Origin of the sequence: Klebsiella sp. DY2415 (assembly GCF_026314315.1) — a bacterium.
GTDB lineage: Bacteria > Pseudomonadota > Gammaproteobacteria > Enterobacterales > Enterobacteriaceae > Klebsiella > Klebsiella ornithinolytica.
Genome location: NZ_CP111115.1, coordinates 581295 through 607589, shown reverse-complemented (window position 1 = coordinate 607589; position 26295 = coordinate 581295). Strand labels below are relative to the sequence as shown.

Below are 26295 nucleotides of genomic sequence, written 5' to 3'. Positions count from 1 at the left end.
TGCTGTAACAAAGTGAGCCTTTATGACTGACAAATCTATTCCGTTCTCGGTGCTCGATCTGGCACCGATCCCCGAGGGTTCTTGCGCCAAAACGGCCTTCTCACACTCTCTGGATCTCGCTCGCCTGGCTGAAAAACGCGGCTATCATCGCTATTGGCTGGCGGAACATCACAACATGGTTGGCATTGCCAGCGCCGCAACATCGGTGCTTATCGGCTATCTGGCGGCGAATACCACGACGCTGCATCTGGGATCCGGTGGCGTGATGTTACCCAACCATTCACCGCTGGTGATCGCCGAACAGTTCGGTACGCTCAATACCTTGTATCCAGGACGTATTGACCTGGGGCTTGGCCGTGCGCCGGGCAGCGACCAGCGGACGATGATGGCGCTCCGCCGCCATATGGGCGGGGATGTTGATAACTTCCCGCGCGATGTCGCCGAACTGGTGGACTGGTTTGATGCCCGCGATCCCAATCCGCACGTGCGCCCGGTTCCCGGCTACGGAGAGCAGATCCCGGTGTGGCTGTTAGGCTCCAGTCTGTACAGCGCACAGCTGGCGGCACAGCTTGGGTTGCCCTTTGCCTTCGCGTCGCACTTTGCGCCGGATATGTTATTCCAGGCGCTGCATCTCTACCGCACCCAGTTCAAACCGTCCGAGCGCTTAGCGAAACCGTACGCCATGGTATGTATTAATATCATCGCCGCCGATAGCAACCGTGATGCCGAATTCCTGTTCACCTCGATGCAACAGGCATTCGTGAAGCTGCGTCGCGGCGAAACCGGTCAGCTCCCGCCGCCGGTGGAAAATATGCATCAACTGTGGTCCGCCTCAGAACAGTATGGAGTACAGCAGGCGCTCAGCATGTCGCTGGTAGGGGATAAAGCCAAAATCCGCCACGGGCTGGAGTCCATTTTGCGGGAAACCCAGGCCGATGAGCTGATGGTGAACGGCCAGATCTTCGATCATCAGGCGCGCCTGCATTCGTTTGATTTAGCGATGCAGGTGAAAGAGGAGTTGCTGGGGTAGTTTTTTGCCGGATGGCGACGGCGTCTTATCCGGCCTGCTCGCTTCGGTAGGCCCGGTCAGCGTCGCGCCACCGGGCGTTCTGTTTACTGGTAAACAGGCAACAGATTAAAGCTCGACAGGAAATGCACGATGATGTTACCGGCACCAAACAGCAGAATCAGCACAATCATCGGCGTTCCGCCCCAGACACGAAACTGTGGGCTACCGAAGCGCTTGCGCGATGCGCGGGCCAGCAGCGCCGGGACAATCGCCGCCCAGACGGTTGCGGCCAGACCGGCATAGCCGATGGCATACAGGAAACCATTGGGCTGCAGCAGACCGCCAATGATCGGTGGAACAAAGGTCAGAAGCGCGGTCTTAAAACGGCCGAGAGCAGAATCATCAAACCCAAACAGGTCCGCCAGGTAGTCAAACAGTCCCAGGGTGACCCCAAGGAAAGAGCTGGCAACGGCGAAGTTCGAGAACACCACCAGCAGCAGGTCCAGACTACGGCTGTTGAGCACCCCGCTCAATGCCTGTACCAGCACATCTATGTTACCGCCCTTCTGCGCGATGCCGATAAACTCAGGGCGTGGAATGTTGCCCATCGTCACCAGTAACCAGACGACATACAGCCCGAGGGCCAGCAGCGTACCGTACACCAGGCAGCGGATAATGGTCCGGGGATCTTTGCCATAATACTTCATCAGGCTCGGTACGTTACCGTGATAGCCAAAGGAAGCCAGGCAAAACGGCAGGGTCATCAACAGGTACGGCGTGTAGGATGCATTCTTTTCGGCGACGTTAAACAGTGTCGTCGGCTCAACGTGCCCCAGCAGACTTCCAAAGGTCAGGAAGAAGGTAATAACCTTCGCTCCCAGTACGATTGCCGTCATTCGGCTCACCGCTTTGGTACTCAACCAGACGATAAAAGCCACCAGCAGCGCAAAGCCAAAGCCCGCAGCCCGCGCCGGCACATTCAATGAAAGCTCCGCGAAGGTATGGTGCAGTATGGAGCCGCTGGCCGAGATATAGGCGTAGGTCAGGATATAGAGCACAAAAGCGATCGACAGGCCGTTGACCAGATTCCAGCCTTTACCCAGCAGATCTTTCGTGATGGTGTCGAAGCTGGAGCCAATGCGGTAGTTCAGGTTCGCTTCCAGAATCATCAGTCCGGAATGGAGCATGCAAAACCAGGTAAAGATCAGCGCAGCCAGCGACCAGAAGAACCACGCACCGGACATGACCACCGGCAGCGAAAACATGCCTGCGCCAATGATGGTCCCGCCGATTATCACCACGCCGCCAAACAAGGACGGTCGGGTTGCCGTAGTGGTAAGTGTCGCCATTTGCCGAAATCTCCAGTCATTCATGCTTTTCGTTGTTAACGTGCAGCACTGTACCAGTACACGAGTACAAAAGAAATAAAAAAAGCCCCAATCATTACGATCGGGGCTGTATTATTTACTTTACGCTAGCGGAGTGCGCTAATTACGCATCGCCACCAAAACGACGACGGCCAGCGGAATCATCACGGCGCGGAGCCGCAGCGGCATCATCACGACGCGGAGCACGAGCACCGTCACGACGTTCGCCGCTGAAACGACGACCATCACCACGGCCGCCTTCGCGACGCTCACCACCACCGAAGTTGCGGCCGCCTTCACGACGTTCGCCACCGAATGCGCGACCGCCTTCACGGCGCTCACCACCGCCACGACGTTCGCCGCCACGGTCCGGACGCGGCTGAGCATCGCCCAGCAGCTGCATGTTCATCGGCTTGTTCAGGATGCGAGTACGAGTGAAGTGCTGCAGAACTTCGCCCGGCATGCCTTTCGGCAGTTCGATTGTGGAGTGGGTACCGAACAGCTTGATGTTACCGATGTAACGGCTGCTGATGTCGCCTTCGTTAGCGATAGCGCCAACAATATGACGAACTTCAACGCCATCATCGCGGCCCACTTCAATGCGATACAGTTCCATATCGCCCACGTCACGACGTTCGCGCTTAGGACGATCTTCACCGCTACGCTCCGGACGGTCGCCACGCGGGCCACGGTCGTTGCGGTCGCCACGGCGCTCGAAACGATCGTCACGGTCGCGGAATTCACGCTTAGGACGCATCGGTGCATCCGGCGGCAGAATCAGCGGACGTTCGCCCTGAGCCATTTTCAGCAGAGCTGCGGCCAGAGTTTCGATATCCAGCTCTTCACCTTCAGCAGACGGCTGGATTTTCGCCAGCAGCGCACGGTACTGATCCAGATCGCTGCTTTCCAGCTGCTGCTGAACTTTAGCGGCAAATTTTTCCAGGCGGCGTTTGCCCAGCAGTTCTGCGTTCGGCAGTTCTACTTCCGGAATCGTCAGCTTCATGGTGCGTTCGATGTTACGCAGCAGGCGGCGTTCACGGTTCTCAACGAACAGCAGCGCGCGGCCAGCACGACCCGCACGACCGGTACGGCCGATACGGTGAACGTAAGACTCGGAGTCCATCGGGATATCATAGTTAACAACCAGGCTGATACGCTCAACGTCGAGGCCACGAGCCGCAACGTCGGTCGCAATCAGGATATCCAGACGACCATCTTTCAGACGCTCCAGAGTCTGCTCACGCAGCGCCTGGTTCATGTCGCCGTTCAGCGCGGCGCTGTTGTAGCCGCTACGCTCCAGCGCTTCAGCCACTTCCAGGGTCGCGTTTTTGGTACGAACGAAGATAATCGCCGCATCAAAATCTTCCGCTTCCAGGAAACGCACCAGCGCTTCATTTTTACGCATACCGTAAGCAGTCCAGTAGCTCTGGCTGATGTCCGGGCGAGTCGTGACGCTGGACTGGATGCGCACTTCCTGCGGCTCTTTCATAAAGCGGCGGGTAATGCGACGGATCGCTTCCGGCATGGTGGCAGAGAACAGAGCGGTCTGATGACCTTCCGGGATCTGCGCCATAATCGTTTCTACGTCTTCGATGAAGCCCATACGCAACATTTCGTCAGCTTCATCCAGTACCAGACCGCTCAGTTTAGAGAGATCAAGAGTACCGCGCTTCAGGTGGTCCAGCAGACGACCCGGGGTACCCACAACGATTTGTGGTCCCTGGCGCAGAGCGCGCAGCTGCACGTCATAACGCTGGCCGCCGTAAAGGGCTACCACGTTTACGCCGCGCATATGTTTAGAGAAGTCCGTCATTGCTTCAGCGACCTGTACCGCCAGTTCGCGGGTCGGCGCCAGCACCAGAATTTGCGGTGCTTTCAGCTCAGGATCAAGATTGTTCAGCAGCGGTAAAGAGAACGCTGCGGTTTTACCGCTACCCGTCTGGGCCATACCCAGAACGTCGCGGCCGCCCAGAAGATGCGGAATGCACTCAGCCTGGATCGGAGATGGTTTTTCGTAACCCAGATCGTTAAGCGCTTCAAGGATGGGAGCCTTCAGGCCCAGATCTGCAAAAGTGGTTTCGAATTCAGCCATGTAGTACGTGTGCCTCAAAATTAATGGCGGCCAGTCTACATAACTCAACGTGAAAATTTAGAGTAATTTTCATTGAAAAGTGTGAACCGGCTCAAAGTAGGTGTATTAACGAACAACAACGCCCTCACCCGTTAAGGTGATGGCAAACAAAAAAATGGGCTGATGTGTTCGTCAGCTATTGCTGGTCCGATTCTGCCAGGTCATCTTGCTCCTGGCCCAAGAGCGATAATTCCAACAATGCGTATCGGTGCTCAACGTAGTTGTGAACGTTGTTTGCGACCGCCAGTTTGAACAGTGCCGTAGCGCTGTCCTTGTCCCCCAGACTTAGGTAGTACTTACCTAAATAGAAGTTGGTTTCACTGAGATGCTCAGCGAGCGAGGTGTTATCCGTTGCGTCTGCCTTCAAACGGTCCATCAACGTTTTTTCGTTGATGTCGCTAAGGTAGAACTCGACAATGTTCCATCCCCATTGTTCTTTATCCGATTTGTCGAAGCGCTGTTTCAGTGCTTCAAGCGCCTGCTTCTCGTCGAGTTTACGCTCAGCGAGGTAAAGCCACAGGCTACGGAAAGGATCATTGGGATCGTCTTGATAAAACGCCAGCAGATCATCTTGCGCTAACTTAGCGCGACCGCCGTAATAAAGGGCGATACCGCGATTTAAGTGCGCGTAGTTGTAAGTTGGATCAAGCTCAAGTACAGAATCAAACGCTTCATAGGCAGCATCAAAATTGCCTGCCTGCGTTAAATAAATGCCTAAGTAATTGAATACTTCAGGCATATCAGGTCGGATTGCCAACGCTTGTGAAAAATCATTTCGCGCTAATGCCCTCAGACCGAGACTATCATACAACACTCCGCGCTCATATAAAAGCTGTGCGCGTTCGTCATCGGTTAAAGCCCGACTGGCAAGAATTTGTTCCATGCGCGCCAGAATCACTTCTTGCTGCAAAGTCGGTTGCAATGGCACCGCGAGGACTGCGTCCTTACGCCAGGCAGAGTTGCTGCATCCTGCCAGCGTGAGAGCTGTCGCCACGAAACACCAGCGCAAAAAAGGCTTCATTTCCCACTCCCGAAGACAACGATTGGATGAACGTCCAGTTCCCCGGCTGCAAACAGGGCGTCCTGCCCGTAATACGCCCTCCGCCAACGCGGAGGGCAAACGGCAACCTTACTCGCCTTGCTCAGCAACCGGAGCTTCCGGTGCAGCGGCAGGCTGAGTCTGTTCAGCTGCTTCTTTAATGCTCAGACGAACGCGGCCCTGACGGTCAACTTCCAGAACTTTAACCGGCACTTCCTGACCCATCTGCAGGTAATCGGTCACTTTCTCTACGCGCTTGTCAGCGATCTGAGAGATGTGGACCAGACCTTCTTTACCGCCGCCGATGGCAACAAATGCGCCAAAGTCAACGATACGGGTCACTTTACCATTGTAAACGCGGCCAACTTCGATCTCAGCCGTGATCTCTTCGATACGACGGATAGCGTGCTGCGCTTTATCGCCATCGGTTGCTGCGATCTTCACGGTACCGTCATCTTCGATTTCGATGGTAGTACCGGTCTCTTCAGTCAGCGCACGAATCACAGAGCCGCCTTTACCGATCACGTCTTTGATCTTGTCCGGGCTGATCTTGATGGTGTGGATACGCGGTGCGAATTCAGAGATATCGCCGCGCGGCGCGTTAATCGCCTGCTCCATGACGCCCAGGATGTGCAGACGTGCACCTTTCGCCTGGTTCAGTGCAACCTGCATGATCTCTTTGGTGATGCCTTCAATTTTGATATCCATCTGCAGCGCAGAGATACCGTCGCGGGAACCCGCCACTTTGAAGTCCATATCACCGAGGTGGTCTTCGTCACCCAGAATGTCAGACAGAACGACGTAGTTGTCGCCTTCTTTCACCAGACCCATCGCGATACCCGCAACGGCAGCCTTCACCGGCACACCAGCATCCATCAGCGCCAGAGAAGCACCGCACACGGAAGCCATGGAGGAAGAACCGTTAGATTCGGTGATTTCAGATACCACGCGAACGGTGTACGGGAATTCTTCGGTGGTCGGCATCACGGCCAGTACGCCGCGCTTAGCCAGACGACCGTGACCGATTTCACGACGCTTCGGTGAACCCACCATGCCAGTCTCACCGACAGAGTACGGAGGGAAGTTGTAGTGGAACAGGAAGGAGTCAGTACGCTCGCCCATCAGTTCGTCAATGTTCTGCGCATCACGTGCGGTACCCAGTGTCGCAGTCACCAGCGCCTGAGTTTCGCCACGGGTGAACAGTGCGGAACCGTGAGTACGCGGCAGTACGCCAGTACGAACATCCAGACCACGAATCATATCTTTTTCACGGCCATCGATACGCGGCTCGCCTGCCAGTACGCGGCTACGTACGGCATTTTTCTCGATAGCGTGCAGGATTTCACCCAGTTCGTTAGCGTCCAGGGTTTCGTCTTCAGCAATCAGAGTCGCGATAGTTTCCGCTTTGATCACGTCAATCTGAGCGTAACGCTCTTGTTTATCAGTGATACGGTAAGCATCGCTCAGACGCGCTTCGGCCAGGACAGCAACGCGCGCATTCAGCGCTTCGTTGACGGCTTCAGGCTGCCAGTCCCAGCGCGGTTTACCCGCTTCTTTAACCAGGTCGTTGATGTTCTGAATGACAATCTGCTGCTGCTCGTGGCCAAAGACCACCGCACCCAGCATCTGGTCTTCGCTCAGCAGTTCAGCTTCAGATTCAACCATCAGCACGGCCGCTTCGGTACCGGCAACCACCAGGTCCAGCTTACTTTCTTTCAGCTCATCCTGAGTCGGGTTCAGAACGTACTGGTCGTTGATATAACCAACGCGAGCAGAACCGATAGGACCGTTGAACGGAATACCTGACAGAGACAGCGCTGCGGAAGCACCAATCATCGCCACGATATCCGGGTTAACCTGCGGGTTAACGGAAACAACGGTGGCGATAACCTGAACTTCGTTGACGAAGCCTTCCGGGAACAGCGGACGAACCGGGCGGTCAATCAGACGCGCGATCAGGGTTTCGCCTTCGCTTGGACGGCCTTCACGACGGAAGAAACCACCCGGGATTTTACCTGCTGCGTAAGTACGCTCTTGATAGTTAACAGTCAGCGGGAAGAAGTCCTGACCTGGCTTCGCTTTTTTCTGACCAACAACGGTAACGAATACCGCAGTGTCATCCATGCTAACCATGACAGCAGCAGTGGCCTGACGAGCCATCATGCCGGTTTCCAGCGTTACGGTATGTTGGCCGTACTGGAATTTACGAACGATCGGATTTAGCAAAATTCTATCCTTTATATCAATAGGTGACGCGATATCCACGACATAGCGTCAGTTGACCCGATCTCCTGCATCCTCGCGACTAATGACAACCTTTACCCGCCCCTGCGGATCAAGCCTCTCATTAGCCGCGCGAACCTCTGCACGAAGATCATTAATAGCAACAATACATGAGTTTTTAGTGAATTGCTGCCGCCTGGTCGAAAAAAGGGGCCCTGAGGCCCCTTTTTCTGAAACTCGCAGAATTAGCGACGCAGACCCAGACGCTCGATCAGCGAAGAGTAACGTGCAACATCTTTACGTTTCAGGTAGTCGAGCAGTTTACGACGCTGGGAAACCATGCGCAGCAGACCACGACGGCTGTGGTGATCTTTTTTATGCTCGGAGAAGTGACCCTGCAGATGGTTAATCTGTGCAGTCAGCAGTGCAACCTGAACTTCGGTAGAACCGCTGTCGTTTTCGCCACGACCAAACTCAGAAACGATTTTTGCTTTAGCTTCAACGCTTAGAGACATTTTAAAACTCCAGATTTAAAAGAAAGAAAGGGTGCCGATCTCTAATTCAGCGACCCCTGATGCAACGCCCGAAAATGTTAAAACACTTTTGCGGACGTTAAGCGGCGATATTCTACCCGCAGCCGGCTTTTATCGCAAGAACAGCCCTCAAGCTGGGTATTCGACAACCAGACGACGCGGCGCCACGCGGCCTTCATCGTCAATCTCACCCATACCGAGAAACTTACCCTCTTCACCTTCAGTGACCCGCACCAGGCCCTGTAGCGGGGCGCCTGCAGTACGGACCGGGTTGCCATTCTTAAAGTAAACAGCCGATGTTTCGGGAATATTAACCAGAGGATAGTCCGACGCCGGGCTGTCCATCGGCATCAGCAGCGGATCGAGCAGCTGCGCGGCAGGAATATCCTGCGCCATGGCCTGTTCAACCAGCGCCTGCAGCTGCTCCAGCGTCACCATCCGCTCAACCGGATATTTGCTGACGGCCAGACGACGCAGATAAATAACGTGTGCGCCACAGCCCAGTTTCTCACCCAGATCGTCAATAATCGTCCGGATATAGGTGCCTTTGGAGCAGTGAATTTCCAGCTCCAGCTCATCCCCTTCGTGGCGGATAAACAGCAGCTCATAGACGTTAATCGGCCGGGCTTCACGCGGGACGTCAATCCCCTGACGGGCATATTCGTAGAGCTTTTTCCCCTGGTATTTCAGCGCCGAATACATCGACGGTACCTGTTGGGTTTCGCCGCGGAAACTGTCCAGCGCCGCCGCCAGCTGTTCGTCGCTGAAGGTCAGCGGGCGCTCTTCCACCACCAGGCCATCGGCATCAGAGGTGTCGGTACGCTGTCCGAGCTTCGCAATCACACGATAGCGCTTATCGGAATCCAGCAGATACTGGGAAAACTTCGTGGCTTCCCCGAGACAAATCGGCAGCATGCCGGTTGCCAGCGGATCCAGCGCACCGGTGTGCCCTGCGCGATTCGCGTTATAGATACGTTTGACTTTCTGCAGTACATCGTTGCTGGACGCGCCCTGAGGTTTATCCAGCAACAGCACGCCATGCACATCGCGACCGCGACGACGAGGACGACTCATCAGTCCTCCTTGCTGTCGTCCGGGTTCACACGACGCTCATCGTCATGCTTCACCACGCTGGTCACCAGGTTAGACATACGCATCCCTTCAACCAACGAGTTATCGTAGAAGAAGGTCAGTTCCGGCACGATACGCAGTCGCATCGCTTTCCCCAGCAGGGAACGGATAAAGCCGGATGCTTCCTGCAATGCTTTAATACCGGCTTTCACCGCGGCTTCGTCTTTGTCGTTCAGAAAGGTCACGAAGACTTTGGCATAAGCCAGATCGCGAGACATTTCAACACCAGAAACGGTGGTCATCATGCCCAGACGCGGGTCTTTAATTTCGCGCTGCAGGATGATAGCAATCTCTTTTTGCATCTCCTGAGCCACGCGCTGCGGGCGACCAAATTCTTTCGCCATAATAAATTCTCCAGATAAGGACAAAAAAGGGGCCATAAGCCCCTTTTTAGAATTATTGCCGGGTGGCGCTATGCTAACCCGGCCTACGCTAGTCAATCGTCTAAGGATGTTGGGTGGCAACAAGGCGGCAGGCTCGTGACAAATTCATCGGGGACGAATTTGAACAACCGAAGGCTGGCCTCCGGTGAGAGAGACAGAGGTCTCTCATCAATCCCCGGGAGCATAGATAACGATGCGACCGGGGCGAGCGAGCGCAGCCAACGCGTGGCGGCCCAAAAACCGACGAAGATTAGGCGATGGTACGCTGGATCTCGATGATTTCGAACACTTCGATCATATCGCCAACGCGAACGTCGTTGTAGTTCTTCACGCCGATACCACATTCCATACCGTTACGGACTTCGTTAACGTCATCTTTGAAGCGGCGCAGGGATTCCAGCTCGCCTTCATAGATAACCACGTTGTCGCGCAGAACGCGGATTGGGTTATGACGTTTGATCGTCCCTTCGGTAACCATACAGCCCGCGATAGCGCCAAATTTCGGCGATTTAAAGACATCACGGACTTCAGCCAGACCGATGATCTGCTGTTTCAGTTCCGGAGAGAGCATACCGCTCATCGCCGCTTTCACTTCGTCGATCAGGTTATAGATGACGGAGTAGTAGCGCAGATCCAGGCTTTCCGCTTCGATAACTTTACGTGCAGATGCATCGGCACGTACGTTGAAGCCGACCAGGATGGCGTTGGATGCCGCAGCCAGGGTCGCGTCGGTTTCGGTGATACCACCTACGCCAGAACCGATGATCTTCACTTTGACTTCGTCGGTAGACAGTTTCAGTAAAGAGTCGGAGATCGCTTCGACAGAACCCTGAACGTCCGCCTTCAGTACGACGTTCACTTCGTGAACTTCGCCTTCAGTCATGTTAGCGAACATGTTCTCGAGTTTAGATTTCTGCTGGCGCGCCAGTTTAACTTCACGGAATTTGCCCTGACGATACAGCGCAACTTCACGCGCTTTCTTCTCGTCACGAACAACGGTCACTTCATCACCCGCAGCCGGAACACCGGACAGACCGAGGATTTCCACCGGAATGGACGGACCCGCTTCCAGAACTTCCTGACCCAGTTCGTTACGCATCGCACGCACGCGACCGTATTCGAAGCCGCACAGAACGATGTCGCCCTTGTGCAGAGTACCTTCGCGAACCAGAACGGTTGCTACCGGACCACGACCTTTATCCAGGAAGGATTCGATAACCGCGCCGCTGGCCATACCGTTACGTACAGCTTTCAGCTCCAGAACTTCAGCCTGCAGCAGGATAGCATTCAACAGGTCATCAATACCGGTACCCGCTTTCGCAGAAACAGGGATGAACTGAGATTCGCCGCCCCACTCTTCCGGCATAACGCCGTACTGAGACAGTTCGTTTTTAACGCGATCCATATCCGCTTCAGGTTTGTCGATCTTGTTGACCGCAACCACTACCGGCACCTGAGCCGCTTTTGCGTGCTGGATAGCTTCGATAGTCTGTGGCATCACGCCATCGTCGGCAGCAACAACCAGAACAACGATATCCGTTGCCTGCGCGCCACGAGCACGCATTGAGGTAAACGCAGCGTGACCCGGAGTATCCAGGAAGGTGATCATCCCGTTTTCGGTTTCAACGTGGTATGCACCGATGTGCTGGGTAATACCACCCGCTTCGCCGGATGCCACTTTGGTTGAACGAATGTAGTCCAGCAGAGAGGTTTTACCGTGGTCAACGTGACCCATGATGGTCACAACCGGTGCACGGGCTTCTGCCGCCGCGCCGGTATCACGGTCGCTCATTACCGCTTCTTCCAGCTCGTTCTCACGACGCAGGATAACTTTGTGGCCCATCTCTTCGGCAACCAGCTGTGCGGTTTCCTGGTCGATGACCTGGTTGATGGTTGCCATCGCGCCCAGCTTCATCATCGCTTTGATGACCTGAGAGCCTTTGACCGCCATCTTGTTAGCCAGCTCGCCAACGGTGATGGTTTCACCGATGATAACGTCACGGTTTACAGCCTGCGCAGGCTTCTGGAAGCCCTGTTGCAGAGAAGAACCTTTACGCTTGCCGCCTTTACCGCCACGAACGGCTGCACGGGCTTCTTCACGATCGGCTTTTGATTCGGCGTGCTTGTTGCCTTTCTTCGGACGCGCAGCTTTGCTGTTGCGACCGCGGCCACGGCCGCCTTCTACTTCGCGATCGTTATCATCTTCAGCCTGACGAGCGTGCTGAGACGTCGTCACGTGATAATCGCTGGTTTCTTCTGGAGCTTCTGGCGTTTCGGTCCAGTTCTTTTCGTTTTCTGCAGCCATACGGCGTGCTTCGTCCGCTACGCGGCGCGCTTCTTCTTCAAGCTTGCGACGTGCTTCTTCTTCCGCTTTACGTTTCAGCTCTGCTGCTTCGTTTTCACGGCGGATCTTTTCAGCCTGGGCGCTTTTTGTCATGTCGTCGGTTTGTTGATTGCTCACTTTGTCTTTTTCCGCAGCTTCACGTTTCGCTTTCTCAGCGACTTCACGTTTAGCTTGTTCTGCGGCCTCACGTTCAGCTTTTAATTGCGCCTCTCGCTTGGCAGCTTCTTCTGCCTCGCGATGGGCTTGCTCTTCCGCTTCACGCTGCGCCTGCTCTTCCGCGGCAAGGCGTTCTGCCTCTTGCGGGTCGCGTTTCACAAAGGTGCGCTTCTTGCGGACTTCGATTTGTACCGATTTACTTTTACCACCGGTACCTGGAATATTTAACGTGCTGCGCGTTTTGCGCTGCAGCGTCAGCTTGTCGGGCGCCGAACCGTGTTCACGGTTCAGGTGCGTCAACAAGGTCTGCTTCTCTTGCGCCGTCACAGAATCATCAGCCGATTTGCGAATCCCTGCATCAGCAAATTGCTGTATCAGGCGATCCACAGAGGTCTGAATCTCTGAGGCCAGCGCTTTAATGGTCACATCTGTCATGCTGTTCCTTCCTGCTACAGTTTATTACGCTTCGTCGCCGAACCAACAAATATTACGGGCGGCCATGATGAGCTCTCCGGCTTTTTCGTCGGTCAACCCTTCGATATCAGCCAGATCATCAATGCCCTGCTCGGCGAGATCTTCCAGCGTACAAACACCACGGGCAGCCAGTTTGAAAGCCATCAAACGTTCTAAACCTTCCAGATTTAATAAATCATCGGCAGGTTTAGTATCTCCCAGGCTTTCTTCCTGAGCCAGCGCCAACGTGGTCAGCGCGTTTTTCGCACGCTCGCGAAGTGCTTCAACGGTGGCTTCATCCAGACCGTCGATTTCCAGCAGTTCTTTCACCGGCACATAGGCCAGTTCTTCCAGCGTCGCGAAACCTTCTTCAACCAGCAGCGTGGCGAAATCTTCATCAATATCAAGATATTTCGTGAAGGTATCGATAGCCGCGTGGGCTTCGGCCTGATGCTTCGCCTGCAGGTCGTCAACGGTCATCACGTTGAGTTCCCAGCCGCTCAGCTGTGAGGCCAGACGCACGTTTTGACCGTTACGGCCAATCGCCTGCGCCAGATTGCCCGCTTCAACCGCAATATCCATGGTGTGTTTATCTTCATCCACCACGATAGATGCGACGTCAGCCGGTGCCATCGCGTTAATCACGAATTGCGCCGGGTTATCATCCCACAGGACGATATCGATACGCTCGCCGCCCAGTTCGGTTGAAACCGCCTGAACGCGTGCGCCACGCATACCTACGCAAGCGCCAACCGGGTCGATACGCTTATCGTTGGTTTTCACCGCAATCTTGGCACGGGAGCCCGGATCGCGAGCGGCGGCTTTGATTTCGAGAACTTCTTCGCCGATTTCCGGTACTTCAATACGGAACAGTTCAACCAGCATTTCCGGCTTAGAACGGGTTACGAACAGCTGAGCGCCGCGCGCTTCCGGACGAACCGCATACAGGACACCGCGAATACGGTCACCTGGACGGAAGTTCTCACGCGGCAGCATATCTTCACGCAGGATCACGGCTTCAGCATTGCTGCCCAGATCCAGAGTGATGTTGTCGCGGTTTACTTTCTTCACTACGCCGGTGATGATTTCACCTTCGTGCTCGCGGAACTGATCGACAACCATGGCGCGTTCAGCTTCACGGACTTTCTGTACGATAACCTGTTTCGCGGTCTGCGTAGTGATACGGTCGAAGGTGACGGATTCAATCTGGTCCTCAACGTAGTCACCAGGATTCATGCTCTCGTCTTCGTAGCGCGCCGCTTCAAGCGTAATTTCGCGCGTCGGCTGAGTCACTTCTTCAACGACCAGCCAGCGACGGAAGGTATCAAAATCGCCGCTACGACGATCGATGCTTACACGCACATCGATCTCTTGTTCGTATTTTTTCTTGGTTGCCGTTGCCAGAGCACTTTCCAGCGCTTCGAAAATCTTTTCGCGCGGCAGCGCCTTTTCGTTGGAAACGGCTTCAACAACAGCCAAAATTTCTTTGTTCATCGGGGCCTTTCACCTCAATCCAGACTGTTAAAAGTGGGGAACCAGGTTCGCCTTCTGGATGTTACTCAGCGCGAACACTTCATCTTTGCCTTCGACGGTTACCGTGATCATTTCACCGTCTACCGCTTTGATAATGCCCTGCCATTTGCGACGGTTCTGTACCGCCATACGCAATACCAGCGCGACTTCCTCACCGGAAAAACGCTCATAGTGTTCGGCGGTAAACATCGGGCGATCGAGACCAGGTGAAGACACTTCCAGGTTGTAAGCTACGGTGATTGGATCTTCGACATCCATGACAGCGCTGACCTGGTGGCTCACATCAGCACAATCATCAACATTGATGCCATCATCACTATCAATATAGATGCGCAGTGTGGATGTGCGACCGCGAATGAATTCGATGCCGACCAGCTCAAAGCCAAGCGCTTCAACCGGCGCCGTGAGCATCTCTGTTAATTTTTGCTCTAATGTGGACAAACCCACCCCCAAGACATAAAAAAAGGGCGTATAGCCCAGTTATTCTGAAGTCAGATAACAAAAAACCCCGATAAATCGGGGTTTTAGATAACTGAACCCTGCGATCGCAACTGCGATCTGGAACACCTTCCAGGAGAATTCTTTCAAATTCGGATACGAAGGACCAGGTCCTCACAGTATATTTGAAAAAGTACTCAATGGGAAAGTGGTTGCGGGGGCCGGATTTGAACCGACGACCTTCGGGTTATGAGCCCGACGAGCTACCAGGCTGCTCCACCCCGCGCCTGAAACGTGGCATATTTTACTCTTATTGAGCAAAAGACGCAAATACTGCTGGGATTTGGTACCGAGGACGGGACATAAAATCGTGGTAAAGTTTATTGATAAACTCTATATTTTGTCAACATGTATTTCATCTCTCCCTGTTCGCGTTTGTGCTGCCATCTCGCTCTTTTTTAGCAAAAAAGCAATGAAGCACTTCCTGTCATCCGCAAAAGATGATTAAATGAAAACTCATAATTAATGCATAAAAATGCAATAAGAACTTGTTCCATTTGACGCCATTGCTACCGCCGCTTTGGGTACGGAAGCGCGCAGTCACCAGCGCAGCGTCAATGCTCGTGAAGATTATGCACTTTGTCCGGAGAAAAAACGGCAGGCAGAATAGTCAAATGGGACAGGTTCTACGACTTGATAAACCGAACTCACAACAGTCTATCTAGCAGGGTTTTATTTTATGACGACGATTCTTAAGCATCTCCCGGTTGGTCAACGTATTGGTATCGCTTTCTCTGGTGGTCTGGATACCAGCGCCGCACTGCTGTGGATGCGCAAAAAAGGTGCAGTTCCTTATGCCTATACCGCAAACCTGGGCCAGCCTGACGAAGAAGATTACGATGCAATCCCTCGTCGCGCCAAAGAGTACGGTGCAGAAGGCGCTCGTCTGATCGACTGCCGTAAGCAGCTGGTCGCCGAAGGGATCGCCGCGATTCAGTGCGGTGCTTTCCACAATACCACTGGCGGTCTGACCTACTTTAACACCACCCCGCTGGGCCGCGCGGTAACCGGCACAATGCTGGTTGCCGCGATGAAAGAAGATGGCGTCAATATCTGGGGTGACGGCAGCACTTACAAAGGCAACGATATCGAGCGTTTCTATCGCTATGGTCTGCTGACCAATGCCGAGCTGAAAATTTACAAACCGTGGCTGGATAGCGACTTTATCGATGAGCTGGGCGGTCGCCAGGAAATGTCTGAGTTCATGATTTCCTGCGGCTTTGACTACAAAATGTCCGTTGAAAAAGCCTACTCCACCGACTCCAATATGCTGGGCGCAACGCACGAAGCGAAAGATCTGGAATTCCTCAACTCCAGCGTGAAAATCGTTAACCCGATCATGGGCGTCAAGTTCTGGGACGAAAGCGTCAAAATCCCGGCCGAGGAAGTGACTGTCCGTTTTGAACAGGGTCATCCGGTGGCGTTGAACGGTAAAACCTTCAGCGATGACGTTGAGCTGATGCTGGAAGCGAACCGCATCGGCGGTCGTCACGGTCTGGGCATGAGCGATCAGATCGAGAACCGCATCATCGAAGCGAAGAGCCGCGGTATTTATGAAGCCCCGGGGATGGCACTGCTGCATATTGCTTATGAGCGCCTGCTGACCGGTATCCATAACGAAGATACCATCGAGCAGTACCATGCCCATGGTCGTCAGCTGGGCCGCCTGCTGTATCAGGGCCGTTGGTTCGATTCCCAGGCCCTGATGCTGCGCGATGCGCTGCAGCGTTGGGTGGCCAGCGCCATTACCGGCGAGGTGACGCTGGAGCTGCGTCGCGGAAACGACTACTCCATCCTGAATACCGTCTCCGATAATCTGACCTACAAAGCCGAACGTCTGACGATGGAAAAAGGCGACTCCATGTTCTCGGCGGAAGACCGTATTGGTCAACTGACGATGCGTAATCTGGATATTACCGATACCCGTGACAAGCTGTTTGGTTACGCGCAATCGGGCCTGCTGAGCGCCTCTTCGGCCACCGGCCTGCCGCAGGTAGAAAACCTGGAAAACAGAGACAAATAATCTGTTTTCAACTATGCTCTCAGCCGACGTTAATCCGTCGGCTTTTTTTATCTGATCAACACACGGCATCAGAAAAGTCTTAGTCTGGTAATTTTTACCTGTCGCAATTTTTTATAATTATTGTCTATAATCACCCGAATACATTTATCCTTGACCCCACGAGGATCGCGATGAATATTAATCCCCCGGTCAGGCCAAACCAGGCGATCAACCGTCTGCTGGAAACGCTCGAACCGTATGCTACACCTATGAATGTCGTTGCCAGAAAAAGGCTGACGCCGAACTATAAAGGTAAAGCGCAGCTCTATCTTTTAAAAAAAGGTGAGCTGTCCGTCATTCGTTCATCTGATAAATTATTGATCGTGACCGTCTATGAACCTCATCTGTTTGGCGTCGCCGAGATACTGCAGCCGAGCCATAGCCACGCTCTGCGTGCTGAGGTCGCCTCCGAAGTTCTGCGCATCGACAGCGAGCAAGCCATCAAACTGTTCCGTGAGCATAATCTGTGGGAAGAGGTGACCCGTCTGCTGGCATACCATACTTCCTATCTGGTGTACCGGGACGATCTGGTGCTGCAGCAACGTACCTACTCGGTGATTCGCAATCATCTGCTGGAGATGCTGCTGTTGCCGGAAGAGACGCGACTACGGGTCTCCATCCTCGAATATATTCAGGACCGCACCCATCTTTCACGCAGCAGTATTCTCAATGTCCTGTCGGCGTTAAAAAAAGGAGGATATATTGAGTTCGCCCGCGGTGGTTATTTACAAAGCGTAAGCTCGCTTCCTGAAAAATTCTAATCATCCATCGGCTATTTATCGCTTATCTATTGTTGTCGGCGCCGGGTCGACTGAAGAATTTAAATTTAAACAAACAAATGATAACGACAAGCGATAAATAATTTTATTCTGGGCTCATGTATTTATCACACTGATTGTGTGTTGAAAACTGAACAACAAGCTCAGGAATGAAGATGGTTCTCCTTATACCATTCACAGTCAATCCCTGTACCGTGCGAAGGTTAATATCCTTCTGTCCCGGTGCACGATACGACAACACCGGTTTCTGCAGCTGGCACTATGACGATCTTCTTCGACCGTACCTCATCGACCAGGTGGGCGATGCGTTGGGAAGAGTTGTCTGATGTGAGGATTAACCCTCATCCGGCTGCTGCAGGCATTTATGTCCCTTCAGGCGCGAGGATGGGTCGAGAAATCAGGTGCTTCAGCTGTCCCTGAAAACGCCTGATGGATGGTCCGTCAGCAGATGGCGCACTATCCGGATGTCATACCAGACTGGGCTGGTCGCGCGATCTTTTAGCGCGCCAGCGACGCTGCCAATAATCAGCAAAGCGTAAGTGTCGATACCCCTGGCGCAATCGTGACAAAGGTATCGCGCTTCAGTAAATAACGATTAAACCCAAAAACCCGTTAAATTTTTGCCCGAACGCCCGTATCGGGCATTTTTTTACCTGAAGGAATTCAACAATGAGCATGATCACTCCGAAATCAGTTCTGTTAGTTGCCGCTCTCGGCGCCAGCAGCGCCGCCTGCGCATCGGTAAACTTACACGGAGAGGCGGGGGAAGAATTCACTAACCTTTCCGCCAGCTTCGGTGCCGAAGAACCGGGTATGACCTTTAACGGCAACTGGGCGCACAGCGATAATGACGGCGACGTCGCCGGGTTAGGCATGGGCTATAACTTTAACCTCGGTCCGTTTCTCCTGACTCTGGGTGGCAAAGCGCTCTATCTGAATCCGCAAGACAGCGATGAAGGCTACGCCGTCGCACTGGGCGGCGGTGCACAGCTTCCGCTGGGCCAATACTTTACGCTTTTCGGTGAAACCTATTATTCTCCGGACTCCATGTCCAGCGGCGTCGATGACTACGTGGAAGCCAATGCCGGCGTGCGGATTAACGTGATTAAATCGCTGAATATTGAAGCCGGATATCGCTATATCGATATGGCGGGGAAAGACGCTCATCATGACAACACGTTGGCTGATGGCGCTTATGCAGGTTTCAACTTCCGTTTCTGATGCAAAAAGGGATTGCCGACGGCAATCCCTCATTCGTCTATGCCGCCACAGGAACGGCTTTCAGCAGGCGGTTAATCACCTGCAGTCCGGCAATGTTGTTCTCTTTACGATAAACCTCGTTCATCGCTGACATCTGTTCCAGTTTCGTCAGAGCGCTGTAGACGTGGAACGCCTCGCTGTCTTTATCAAAGATGTCTTTTTTAGAAGCATCCTGCAGGTAGTTATCTTTTAACGACCGGCTCAGGCTGCCGATAATTGCGCTATTATCCTGGAAACAACTGACCACCGCCTGAGCACTCTGCCCTGAAAGCTGCGCGTCACTATGCAATACCGGCACCGTTAAAGTGTTAATAGTGTCCACGGTATCCGCCGACGGCGTAGTACTGCATCCGGACAAACACAGGGCGCCGGCAATGATAAACGACCTGATTTTTTTCATGGCGTCACTTCACCTCTTCTGAATAGATGAGCGCGACTTTAGCGATTGCGGTGGGTTCAAGACCAGTGAAGAGTTATTTATAAATAAATAAGCGCCTGTCGAAGGCAAAAAAAAAAGACGCTTTTCAGCGTCTTTTTTTCGGAATATTGGTACCGAGGACGGGACTTGAACCCGTAAGCCCAATCGGGCACTACCACCTCAAGGTAGCGTGTCTACCAATTCCACCACCTCGGCACGGATATAACTATTAGTGCGGGATATCGCTGCTCGGCTGTGCCGGCGCTGTTGGCTGAGTCTGCTCGGTTTTCGGCGCGCTCAGATTATCCCACTCACTTCCTTTATTGGTCTTGTTGCTGTTGATATTGCCCAGCACCAGACTGATGATGAAGAACAACGCTGCCAGAATACCAGTCATGCGGGTCATGAAGTTACCAGAACCGCTGGATCCAAACAACGTGCCGGAAGCGCCTGCTCCGAAGGAGGCTCCCATATCAGCGCCTTTACCTTGCTGCAGCATAATCAGACCAACGAGGCCAATCGCTACAATAAGGAAAACAACTAAAAGAGCTTCTTGCATAATCAACCTGTTCCTTGCGGATTCGCCGCATACCAATTGCTTCAACCAATAAAGCGGGAGGTTTTAATGTTTCCCACTGAAGCGGGTGTGAATACTAACCAAAGCGAATGACCTTCGCAAGGGCAATTTCGGTGCATTGTATCAACTGCGGAAAAAAACAGCAAAAAACGATTTTTTGGCGAAGAAAAAGGCGGCAAGCGCCGCCTTTTTAAACACTTAGCACCCTGTCAGTCCGCATAATTATTTCACGTTGTCTGGCGCCGACGGCACCACTGCGCAGACGAGAAAATAAATCACCGGCTTAATCAGGCGTTTTTCACCGCATCGGCGATACGATGCGCGAACTCATGCACCTGCTCTTCGTGCTCGCCTTCGACCATGACGCGAATGAGCGGCTCGGTACCCGATTTGCGCAGCAGCACACGACCACGGTTGCCCAATGCCGCTTCCACTTCCGCCATCACCGCTTTCACGTTTTCATGTTCCAGCGGGTTGCCACTGCCTTCGGTGAAACGGACGTTGACCAGGATTTGCGGGAACATTTTCATGCCGCTACACAGGTCATGCAGACTCATGTGGTTACGCACCATCGCCGCCACAACCTGCAGACTCGCGACGATACCGTCACCGGTGGTGGTTTTATCCAGCAGGATAACGTGGCCGGAGTTTTCCGCGCCGATACGCCAGCCTTTCTCCTGCAGCTTCTCGAGGACATAGCGGTCACCCACTTTAGCCCGGACAAACGGAATGCCCAGCTGTTTGAGCGCCAGCTCCAGCCCCATATTACTCATTAACGTTCCCACCGCGCCGCCGCGCAGCTGGCCCTGCCGCAGACCTTCCCGGGCGATGATATACAGAATCTGATCGCCATCGACCTTGTTACCTTCATGGTCGACCATGATGACGCGGTCGCCATCGCCATCATAGGCGATACCCAGATCGGCTTTTTCGGCCAGTACGCGAGCCTGCAGGGCGCGTACGTCGGTTGCTCCGACCTCTTCGTTGATATTGAGCCCGTTCGGCTCACAACCCATCGCGATCACCTGAGCACCCAACTCGCGGAATACATTCGGCGCAATGTGATAGGTCGCGCCATGGGCGCAGTCGACAACCACTTTGAGCGCATTCAGGCTCAGTTCGTTCGGGAAGGTACCTTTGCAGAATTCAATATAACGGCCGGCGGCATCCACGATACGGCTGGCTTTGCCCAATTCGGCCGAATCAACGCAGGTGAGCTCTTTTTCCATTTCCGCTTCAATCGCCTCTTCTACGTTATCCGGCAGCTTTGTGCCTTCAATAGAGAAGAATTTGATCCCGTTGTCATAGAACGGGTTATGCGAAGCTGAAATGACAATCCCGGCTTCTGCACGGAAGGCTCGCGTCAGGTAAGCCACCGCCGGAGTAGGCATTGGACCGGTGAAAGAAGCGGAGAGCCCCGCCGCAGCCAGCCCTGCCTCCAGCGCCGATTCCAGCATATAGCCAGAGATACGGGTATCTTTACCAATAATGATTTTGCGTGAACCGTGGCGCGCCAGCACCTTGCCCGCAGCCCAGCCCAGCTTGAGCACGAATTCCGGGGTAATTGGCGCATCACCCACGCGGCCACGGATACCATCGGTGCCAAAATATTTGCGGTTACTCATAACGTTTATTTTCCTTTGTGCTCAGGGTGGCTTCCACCACGCGTAGCGCTTCTACCGTTTCTTTGACGTCATGGACGCGAATAATCTGCGCGCCCTGCATCGCTGCAATCACTGCACACGCCAGGCTGCCGCTGAGGCGTTCCGTCGGCCCGACGTTAAGCAGTTGGCCGACCATCGACTTGCGCGACATGCCAACCAGCAGCGGGAGACCGAACTGATGGAACTCGCCGAGTCGGGCAAGTAGCTCATAATTATGGGCAAGATTTTTACCGAAACCGAATCCCGGGTCGAGCAACAATTTCTCTTTTGCGATACCCGCCTGTTCACAGCGCACGATATGCTCGGTGAAGAAGCGGGCGACATCGGCAAAGACATCATCGTACTTCGGTGCTTCCTGCATCGTTTTTGGCTGCCCCTGCATATGCATCAGACACACCGGTAGCCCGGTTTGTGCCGCGGCTTCCAGCGCCCCAGGCTCGGTCAGCGAACGGATATCGTTAATAATATGCGCGCCTGCCCGAGCGGACTCACGGATCACTTCTGGCTTCGACGTGTCTACCGAGATCCAGACTTCAAAACGCTGAGCAACGGCTTCTACCACCGGGATCACGCGCGCCAGCTCCTCTTCGACGCTCACATCCAACGCTCCCGGACGGGTCGATTCGCCGCCGATATCAATGATAGTCGCTCCCGCATTTATCATCAGATTGGCATGCTTAACCGCCTCCACGAGCGAGTTATGTGTGCCGCCATCGGAGAATGAATCTGGCGTCACGTTAAGGATACCCATTACGTGAGGATGGGAGAGATCGAGGGTTGAGCCCTGGGCTACGAGTTTCATCGCGAAATCCATGAATCCGGAAGGTTAATAAAAAGAAAAACCCCGGAGCGGCAGGCGCCCCGGGGTTTCGATAGACATAACAACATCAATAGCGGCTAACTTATTTGTCGCCCAGTTGCTCTGACATGGTGTTACCCGGGTTTGGCGTACGCGGTTCATCGACCGGACGCGGCGCACTCGGGGTGCCATTGTTGCCAGAGTTATTGGTGCCGTTCGGATCTTCCCAGCCCGCAGGTGGGCGAACTTCGCGGCGAGCCATCAGGTCATCAATCTGCGGTGCGTCGATGGTCTCATATTTCATGAGCGCATCTTTCATCGAATGCAGGATGTCCATGTTGTCATTCAGAATCTGACGAGCACGGTTGTAGTTGCGTTCAACCAGCGATTTCACTTCCTGGTCGATGATACGTGCAGTCTCATCGGACATATGTTTCGCTTTCGCAACGCTACGCCCCAGGAAAACTTCGCCCTCTTCTTCCGCATACAGCAGCGGACCGAGTTTGTCGGAGAAGCCCCACTGCGTCACCATGTTACGTGCCAGGTTCGTCGCGACTTTAATGTCGTTCGACGCACCGGTAGAAACATGTTCCACACCGTAGATAATCTCTTCCGCCAGACGACCGCCGTACAGGGTCGAAATCTGGCTTTCCAGCTTCTGACGGCTGGCGCTGATAGCATCGCCTTCCGGCAGGAAGAAGGTCACACCCAGCGCACGACCGCGCGGAATAATCGTCACTTTGTGCACCGGATCGTGTTCCGGTACCAGGCGGCCGATAATCGCATGGCCCGCTTCGTGGTATGCGGTGGATTCTTTCTGCGCTTCCGTCATCACCATGGAGCGACGTTCCGCACCCATCATGATTTTGTCTTTCGCTTTTTCGAACTCGACCATCGATACCACGCGTTTGTTGCCACGGGCAGCAAACAGAGCGGCTTCGTTGACCAGGTTCGCCAGGTCAGCACCCGAGAAGCCCGGGGTACCGCGCGCAATGATTGCCGCGTCGATATCAGGCGACAACGGTACGCGACGCATGTGAACTTTCAGAATCTGTTCACGACCGCGGACATCCGGCAGCCCTACAACAACCTGACGGTCAAAACGGCCTGGACGCAGCAGCGCCGGGTCAAGTACGTCAGGACGGTTGGTCGCCGCGATAACGATAATGCCTTCGTTACCTTCGAAGCCATCCATCTCAACCAGCATCTGGTTAAGCGTCTGTTCACGTTCATCGTGACCACCGCCAAGACCAGCGCCACGCTGGCGACCGACTGCGTCGATTTCATCGATGAAGATAATGCACGGTGCCGCTTTTTTGGCCTGTTCGAACATGTCACGCACACGCGATGCGCCCACACCGACGAACATTTCAACGAAGTCAGAACCAGAAATGGTGAAGAATGGTACTTTCGCCTCACCGGCGATAGCTTTCGCCAGCAGCGTTTTACCGGTACCCGGAGGGCCGACCATCAGGACGCCTTTCGGGATTTTACCGCCCAGTTTCTGGAAGCGGCTCGGTTCACGCAGGTATTCAACCAGTTCACCGACTTCCTCTTTCGCTTCGTCGCAACCGGCGACATCGGCAAAAGTGGTTTTGATCTGGTCTTCCGTCAGCATACGGGCTTTGCTTTTGCCGAAGGACATCGCGCCCTTTCCGCCGCCGCCCTGCATTTGCCGCATGAAGAAGATCCAGACGCCGATCAGCAACAGCATCGGGAACCAGGAAATAAAGATGGAAGCCAACAGGCTCGGTTCTTCCGGCGGTTCGCCAACCACTTTGACGTTTTTCGTCAACAGGTTATCGAGCAGCTTCGGATCGTTGACCGGAATGTAAGTCGTGTAACGGTTACTATCTTTCTTGGTAACGTTGATCTCACGTCCGTTGATACGCGCTTCGCGAACCTGGTCCTGGTTGACCTCTTGCAGGAAGGTTGAATAATCCACCTTACGGCCATTAGACTCGCTGGGCCCAAAGCTCTGGAATACTGACATCAGCACAACGGCAATGACCAGCCAGAGTATTAGGTTTTTCGCCATGTCACTCAAGGGATTAACCTCTTATTACAACTGTGTTAAAAACAGCGTCAGGATACTCTATATCCAGCGTCTTTCAAACTTTCGTTTGAAATCTACCGGTTATGGTTTACGCCCGGTCGCTACAATGTACACTTCACGCGAACGTGCGCGAGAAGAGTCCGGCTTACGAACTTTGACCTTCGTAAACAGGGAGCGAATTTCTCTTAGATACTCATCGAAACCTTCGCCCTGGAACACCTTCACTACAAAACTACCACCCGGCGCTAATACATCACGAGCCATTCCAAGCGCCAGCTCCACCAAATACATGGCCCGGGGAATATCCACCGCCGGTGTTCCACACATGTTTGGTGCCATATCGGACATGACAACCTGCACTTTACTGTCACCTACGCGTTCAAGTAACGCTTTCAGAACTAATTCATCACGAAAGTCGCCCTGAAGGAAGTCCACACCAACGATTGGATCCATAGGTAAAAGATCGCAAGCGATGATGCGGCCGCTGTTTCCGATCTGCGTAACCGCATATTGCGACCAGCCACCGGGTGCAGCGCCGAGGTCAACAATGGTCATCCCCGGTTTAAAAATCTTGTCACTTTGCTGTATTTCATCAAGTTTAAACCAGGCACGGGAACGTAACCCCTTTTTCTGTGCCTGTTGAACATATTTATCGCTAAAGTGTTCCTGAAGCCAGCGGCTTGAGCTGGCAGAACGCTTTTTACCTGTCATTTAACATTCCCGTTTCGGGTTCATCATACTTTGCGACGTAAAAATCGACACGGTAGTTTGGCGATATATGGGAGATGGCGGTAGAATGAACCGTTTTCAATCCCAACGTAAGCAAAAAAATACGATGAATCTGAGTACTAAACAAAAACAGCACCTGAAAGGTCTGGCACATCCGCTCAAGCCGGTAGTTATGCTTGGCAACAATGGTTTGACCGAAGGGGTACTGGCCGAGATCGAACAAGCGTTAGAGCACCATGAGCTCATCAAGGTGAAAATCGCATCGGAAGACCGCGAAACTAAAACCTTGATCGTGGAAGCTATCGTGCGCGAAACCGGCGCCTGTAACGTACAGGTCATCGGTAAAACGCTGGTCCTGTATCGCCCAACTAAAGAGCGTAAAATCTCGCTGCCACGCTAAGAATATCCTGAATCTCGACACAACTTTGTGTAAAACGAGGGATTTCTACGGGTAGACGAGCAAAATGCCATGCTCCGGACGTTGATAAAAGGCCGCTATGCGGCCTTTTTCCTTTCTTTACAATCCATCAACATGGTAGCGGGAAATACGGATTAAAGGTACTCGACCTTGATAATTTCGTATTCTACTTCGCCGCCTGGTGTGCGGATTGTCACTACATCGTCCTGTTCTTTACCGATCAAACCACGGGCAATCGGTGAATTCACAGAGATCAGATTTTGCTTAAAATCAGCTTCATCATCACCCACGATGCGGTAAGTCTGTTCTTCATCGGTATCGAGGTTCAGGACCTTTACCGTTGCACCAAAAATCACCCGCCCGTTGTTCGGCATTTTGGTGATATCGATAACCTGTGCATTGGACAGCTTAGCTTCAATATCCTTAATACGGCCTTCGCAGAAACCTTGCTGCTCGCGGGCTGCGTGGTACTCAGCGTTCTCTTTCAGATCGCCATGTTCGCGCGCATCGGCAATAGCAGCGATGATTTCAGGACGACGAACGGACTTCAGAAAATCCAGTTCTTCGCGAAGTTTTTCAGCACCACGTAAGGTCATCGGAATAGCTTGCATTTGTTATACCTCTTTATCATTCCTTCATAGAACGGACGCCGCCGTTCCGCCACCAGTCAGGCCTTCAGCAGGACAGGAGCAAAAAGAAAACCAACCCGGAAAACATTCCCCAGGTCAGCAGC

Annotated in this window: 23 protein-coding genes and 2 tRNA genes; 5 read left to right on the top strand and 20 right to left on the bottom strand. The window is 53.5% G+C overall.

Going from position 1 to position 26295, the window contains the following annotated elements; all coding sequences use genetic code 11:
• The first annotated feature begins 22 nt into the window (after positions 1 to 22).
• The gene (locus OQV00_RS02905) at positions 23 to 1030 is read left to right on the top strand and encodes a luciferase-like monooxygenase (RefSeq protein WP_004868051.1); all 1008 of its coding nucleotides are present in this window, start codon (positions 23 to 25) and stop codon (positions 1028 to 1030) included.
• A gap of 83 nt (positions 1031 to 1113) precedes the next feature.
• On the opposite strand, the gene mtr is transcribed toward OQV00_RS02905, so the two are convergent.
• The 12 genes from mtr to OQV00_RS02845 all read right to left on the bottom strand — a co-directional run bounded on the left by mtr (position 1114) and on the right by OQV00_RS02845 (position 15026).
• Positions 1114 to 2358 carry a tryptophan permease gene (gene mtr / locus OQV00_RS02900; protein WP_004868052.1) on the bottom strand — a complete coding sequence of 415 codons (1245 nt, stop codon included), beginning with the start codon at positions 2356 to 2358 and terminating at the stop codon, positions 1114 to 1116.
• A 142-nt stretch (positions 2359 to 2500) separates the two neighbouring features.
• A complete protein-coding gene (locus OQV00_RS02895; protein WP_004868054.1) occupies positions 2501 to 4468 on the bottom strand; it encodes a DEAD/DEAH family ATP-dependent RNA helicase in 1968 nt (655 codons plus the stop codon).
• A complete protein-coding gene (gene yrbN / locus OQV00_RS02890; protein ID WP_099001532.1) occupies positions 4461 to 4541 on the bottom strand; it encodes a protein YrbN in 81 nt (26 codons plus the stop codon). Before yrbN ends, OQV00_RS02895 begins: the two co-directional genes overlap by 8 nt.
• Positions 4542 to 4643: 102 nt before the next feature.
• Entirely contained in the window at positions 4644 to 5528 is an 885-nt protein-coding gene (gene nlpI, locus OQV00_RS02885) for a lipoprotein NlpI (RefSeq protein ID WP_004868058.1), read from the bottom strand.
• A gap of 108 nt (positions 5529 to 5636) precedes the next feature.
• Complete coding sequence (gene pnp, locus OQV00_RS02880; protein ID WP_075808190.1) at positions 5637 to 7772, bottom strand: polyribonucleotide nucleotidyltransferase; 2136 nt, start codon at positions 7770 to 7772, stop codon at positions 5637 to 5639.
• A 242-nt stretch (positions 7773 to 8014) separates the two neighbouring features.
• Entirely contained in the window at positions 8015 to 8284 is a 270-nt protein-coding gene (gene rpsO, locus OQV00_RS02875; protein WP_004868066.1) for a 30S ribosomal protein S15, read from the bottom strand.
• A 147-nt stretch (positions 8285 to 8431) separates the two neighbouring features.
• Positions 8432 to 9376, bottom strand: coding sequence for a tRNA pseudouridine(55) synthase TruB (gene truB, locus OQV00_RS02870; protein WP_004868069.1), 945 nt, complete (start codon positions 9374 to 9376; stop codon positions 8432 to 8434).
• The gene (rbfA, locus tag OQV00_RS02865) at positions 9376 to 9777 is read right to left on the bottom strand and encodes a 30S ribosome-binding factor RbfA (protein ID WP_004106092.1); all 402 of its coding nucleotides are present in this window, start codon (positions 9775 to 9777) and stop codon (positions 9376 to 9378) included. The genes truB and rbfA overlap by 1 nt, the downstream gene beginning before the upstream one ends.
• 289 nt (positions 9778 to 10066) lie before the next feature.
• Complete coding sequence (infB, locus tag OQV00_RS02860) at positions 10067 to 12751, bottom strand: translation initiation factor IF-2 (RefSeq protein ID WP_004868071.1); 2685 nt, start codon at positions 12749 to 12751, stop codon at positions 10067 to 10069.
• A gap of 24 nt (positions 12752 to 12775) precedes the next feature.
• Positions 12776 to 14263: a transcription termination factor NusA gene (gene nusA, locus OQV00_RS02855; protein ID WP_004868073.1), complete on the bottom strand. Its 1488-nt coding sequence runs from the start codon at positions 14261 to 14263 to the stop codon at positions 12776 to 12778.
• Between the two features lie 27 nt (positions 14264 to 14290).
• Positions 14291 to 14743 (bottom strand): ribosome maturation factor RimP, encoded by a 453-nt coding sequence (rimP, locus tag OQV00_RS02850; RefSeq protein WP_004868075.1) that lies wholly within the window; start codon positions 14741 to 14743, stop codon positions 14291 to 14293.
• Positions 14744 to 14949: 206 nt separating this feature from the next.
• Positions 14950 to 15026 (bottom strand) — tRNA-Met (locus OQV00_RS02845).
• A gap of 453 nt (positions 15027 to 15479) precedes the next feature.
• Between OQV00_RS02845 and argG the strand changes: the two genes are divergently transcribed.
• From argG to OQV00_RS02830, 3 genes are all read left to right on the top strand, one after another.
• A complete protein-coding gene (gene argG / locus OQV00_RS02840; protein ID WP_004868077.1) occupies positions 15480 to 16823 on the top strand; it encodes an argininosuccinate synthase in 1344 nt (447 codons plus the stop codon).
• A gap of 170 nt (positions 16824 to 16993) precedes the next feature.
• Positions 16994 to 17623, top strand: coding sequence for a helix-turn-helix domain-containing protein (locus tag OQV00_RS02835; protein ID WP_004868081.1), 630 nt, complete (start codon positions 16994 to 16996; stop codon positions 17621 to 17623).
• A 687-nt stretch (positions 17624 to 18310) separates the two neighbouring features.
• Entirely contained in the window at positions 18311 to 18862 is a 552-nt protein-coding gene (locus OQV00_RS02830; RefSeq protein ID WP_004868084.1) for a YfaZ family outer membrane protein, read from the top strand.
• Positions 18863 to 18899: 37 nt separating this feature from the next.
• Here the strand turns inward: OQV00_RS02830 and OQV00_RS02825 are convergent, their stop codons facing one another.
• The 7 genes from OQV00_RS02825 to rlmE all read right to left on the bottom strand — a co-directional run bounded on the left by OQV00_RS02825 (position 18900) and on the right by rlmE (position 25126).
• A complete protein-coding gene (locus OQV00_RS02825) occupies positions 18900 to 19301 on the bottom strand; it encodes a hypothetical protein (protein WP_004868088.1) in 402 nt (133 codons plus the stop codon).
• A 147-nt stretch (positions 19302 to 19448) separates the two neighbouring features.
• Positions 19449 to 19535: transfer RNA gene (locus tag OQV00_RS02820), tRNA-Leu, on the bottom strand.
• 13 nt (positions 19536 to 19548) lie between these two features.
• Positions 19549 to 19878: a preprotein translocase subunit SecG gene (secG, locus tag OQV00_RS02815; protein WP_004868090.1), complete on the bottom strand. Its 330-nt coding sequence runs from the start codon at positions 19876 to 19878 to the stop codon at positions 19549 to 19551.
• A 305-nt stretch (positions 19879 to 20183) separates the two neighbouring features.
• Positions 20184 to 21521 (bottom strand): phosphoglucosamine mutase, encoded by a 1338-nt coding sequence (glmM, locus tag OQV00_RS02810; protein ID WP_015585662.1) that lies wholly within the window; start codon positions 21519 to 21521, stop codon positions 20184 to 20186.
• Positions 21514 to 22362 (bottom strand): dihydropteroate synthase, encoded by an 849-nt coding sequence (gene folP, locus OQV00_RS02805; protein WP_004868096.1) that lies wholly within the window; start codon positions 22360 to 22362, stop codon positions 21514 to 21516. The genes glmM and folP overlap by 8 nt, the downstream gene beginning before the upstream one ends.
• A 100-nt stretch (positions 22363 to 22462) precedes the next feature.
• Positions 22463 to 24397 (bottom strand): ATP-dependent zinc metalloprotease FtsH, encoded by a 1935-nt coding sequence (ftsH, locus tag OQV00_RS02800; RefSeq protein WP_015585660.1) that lies wholly within the window; start codon positions 24395 to 24397, stop codon positions 22463 to 22465.
• 99 nt (positions 24398 to 24496) lie between these two features.
• Positions 24497 to 25126, bottom strand: coding sequence for a 23S rRNA (uridine(2552)-2'-O)-methyltransferase RlmE (gene rlmE, locus OQV00_RS02795; RefSeq protein ID WP_004106110.1), 630 nt, complete (start codon positions 25124 to 25126; stop codon positions 24497 to 24499).
• Between the two features lie 124 nt (positions 25127 to 25250).
• On the opposite strand from rlmE, the gene yhbY reads away from it, so the two are divergent.
• Positions 25251 to 25544 (top strand): ribosome assembly RNA-binding protein YhbY, encoded by a 294-nt coding sequence (yhbY, locus tag OQV00_RS02790; RefSeq protein WP_004139797.1) that lies wholly within the window; start codon positions 25251 to 25253, stop codon positions 25542 to 25544.
• 152 nt (positions 25545 to 25696) lie between these two features.
• Here yhbY and greA read toward each other — a convergent pair whose 3' ends face one another.
• Positions 25697 to 26173: a transcription elongation factor GreA gene (gene greA, locus OQV00_RS02785; protein WP_004868107.1), complete on the bottom strand. Its 477-nt coding sequence runs from the start codon at positions 26171 to 26173 to the stop codon at positions 25697 to 25699.
• Positions 26174 to 26295 lie beyond the last annotated feature (122 nt).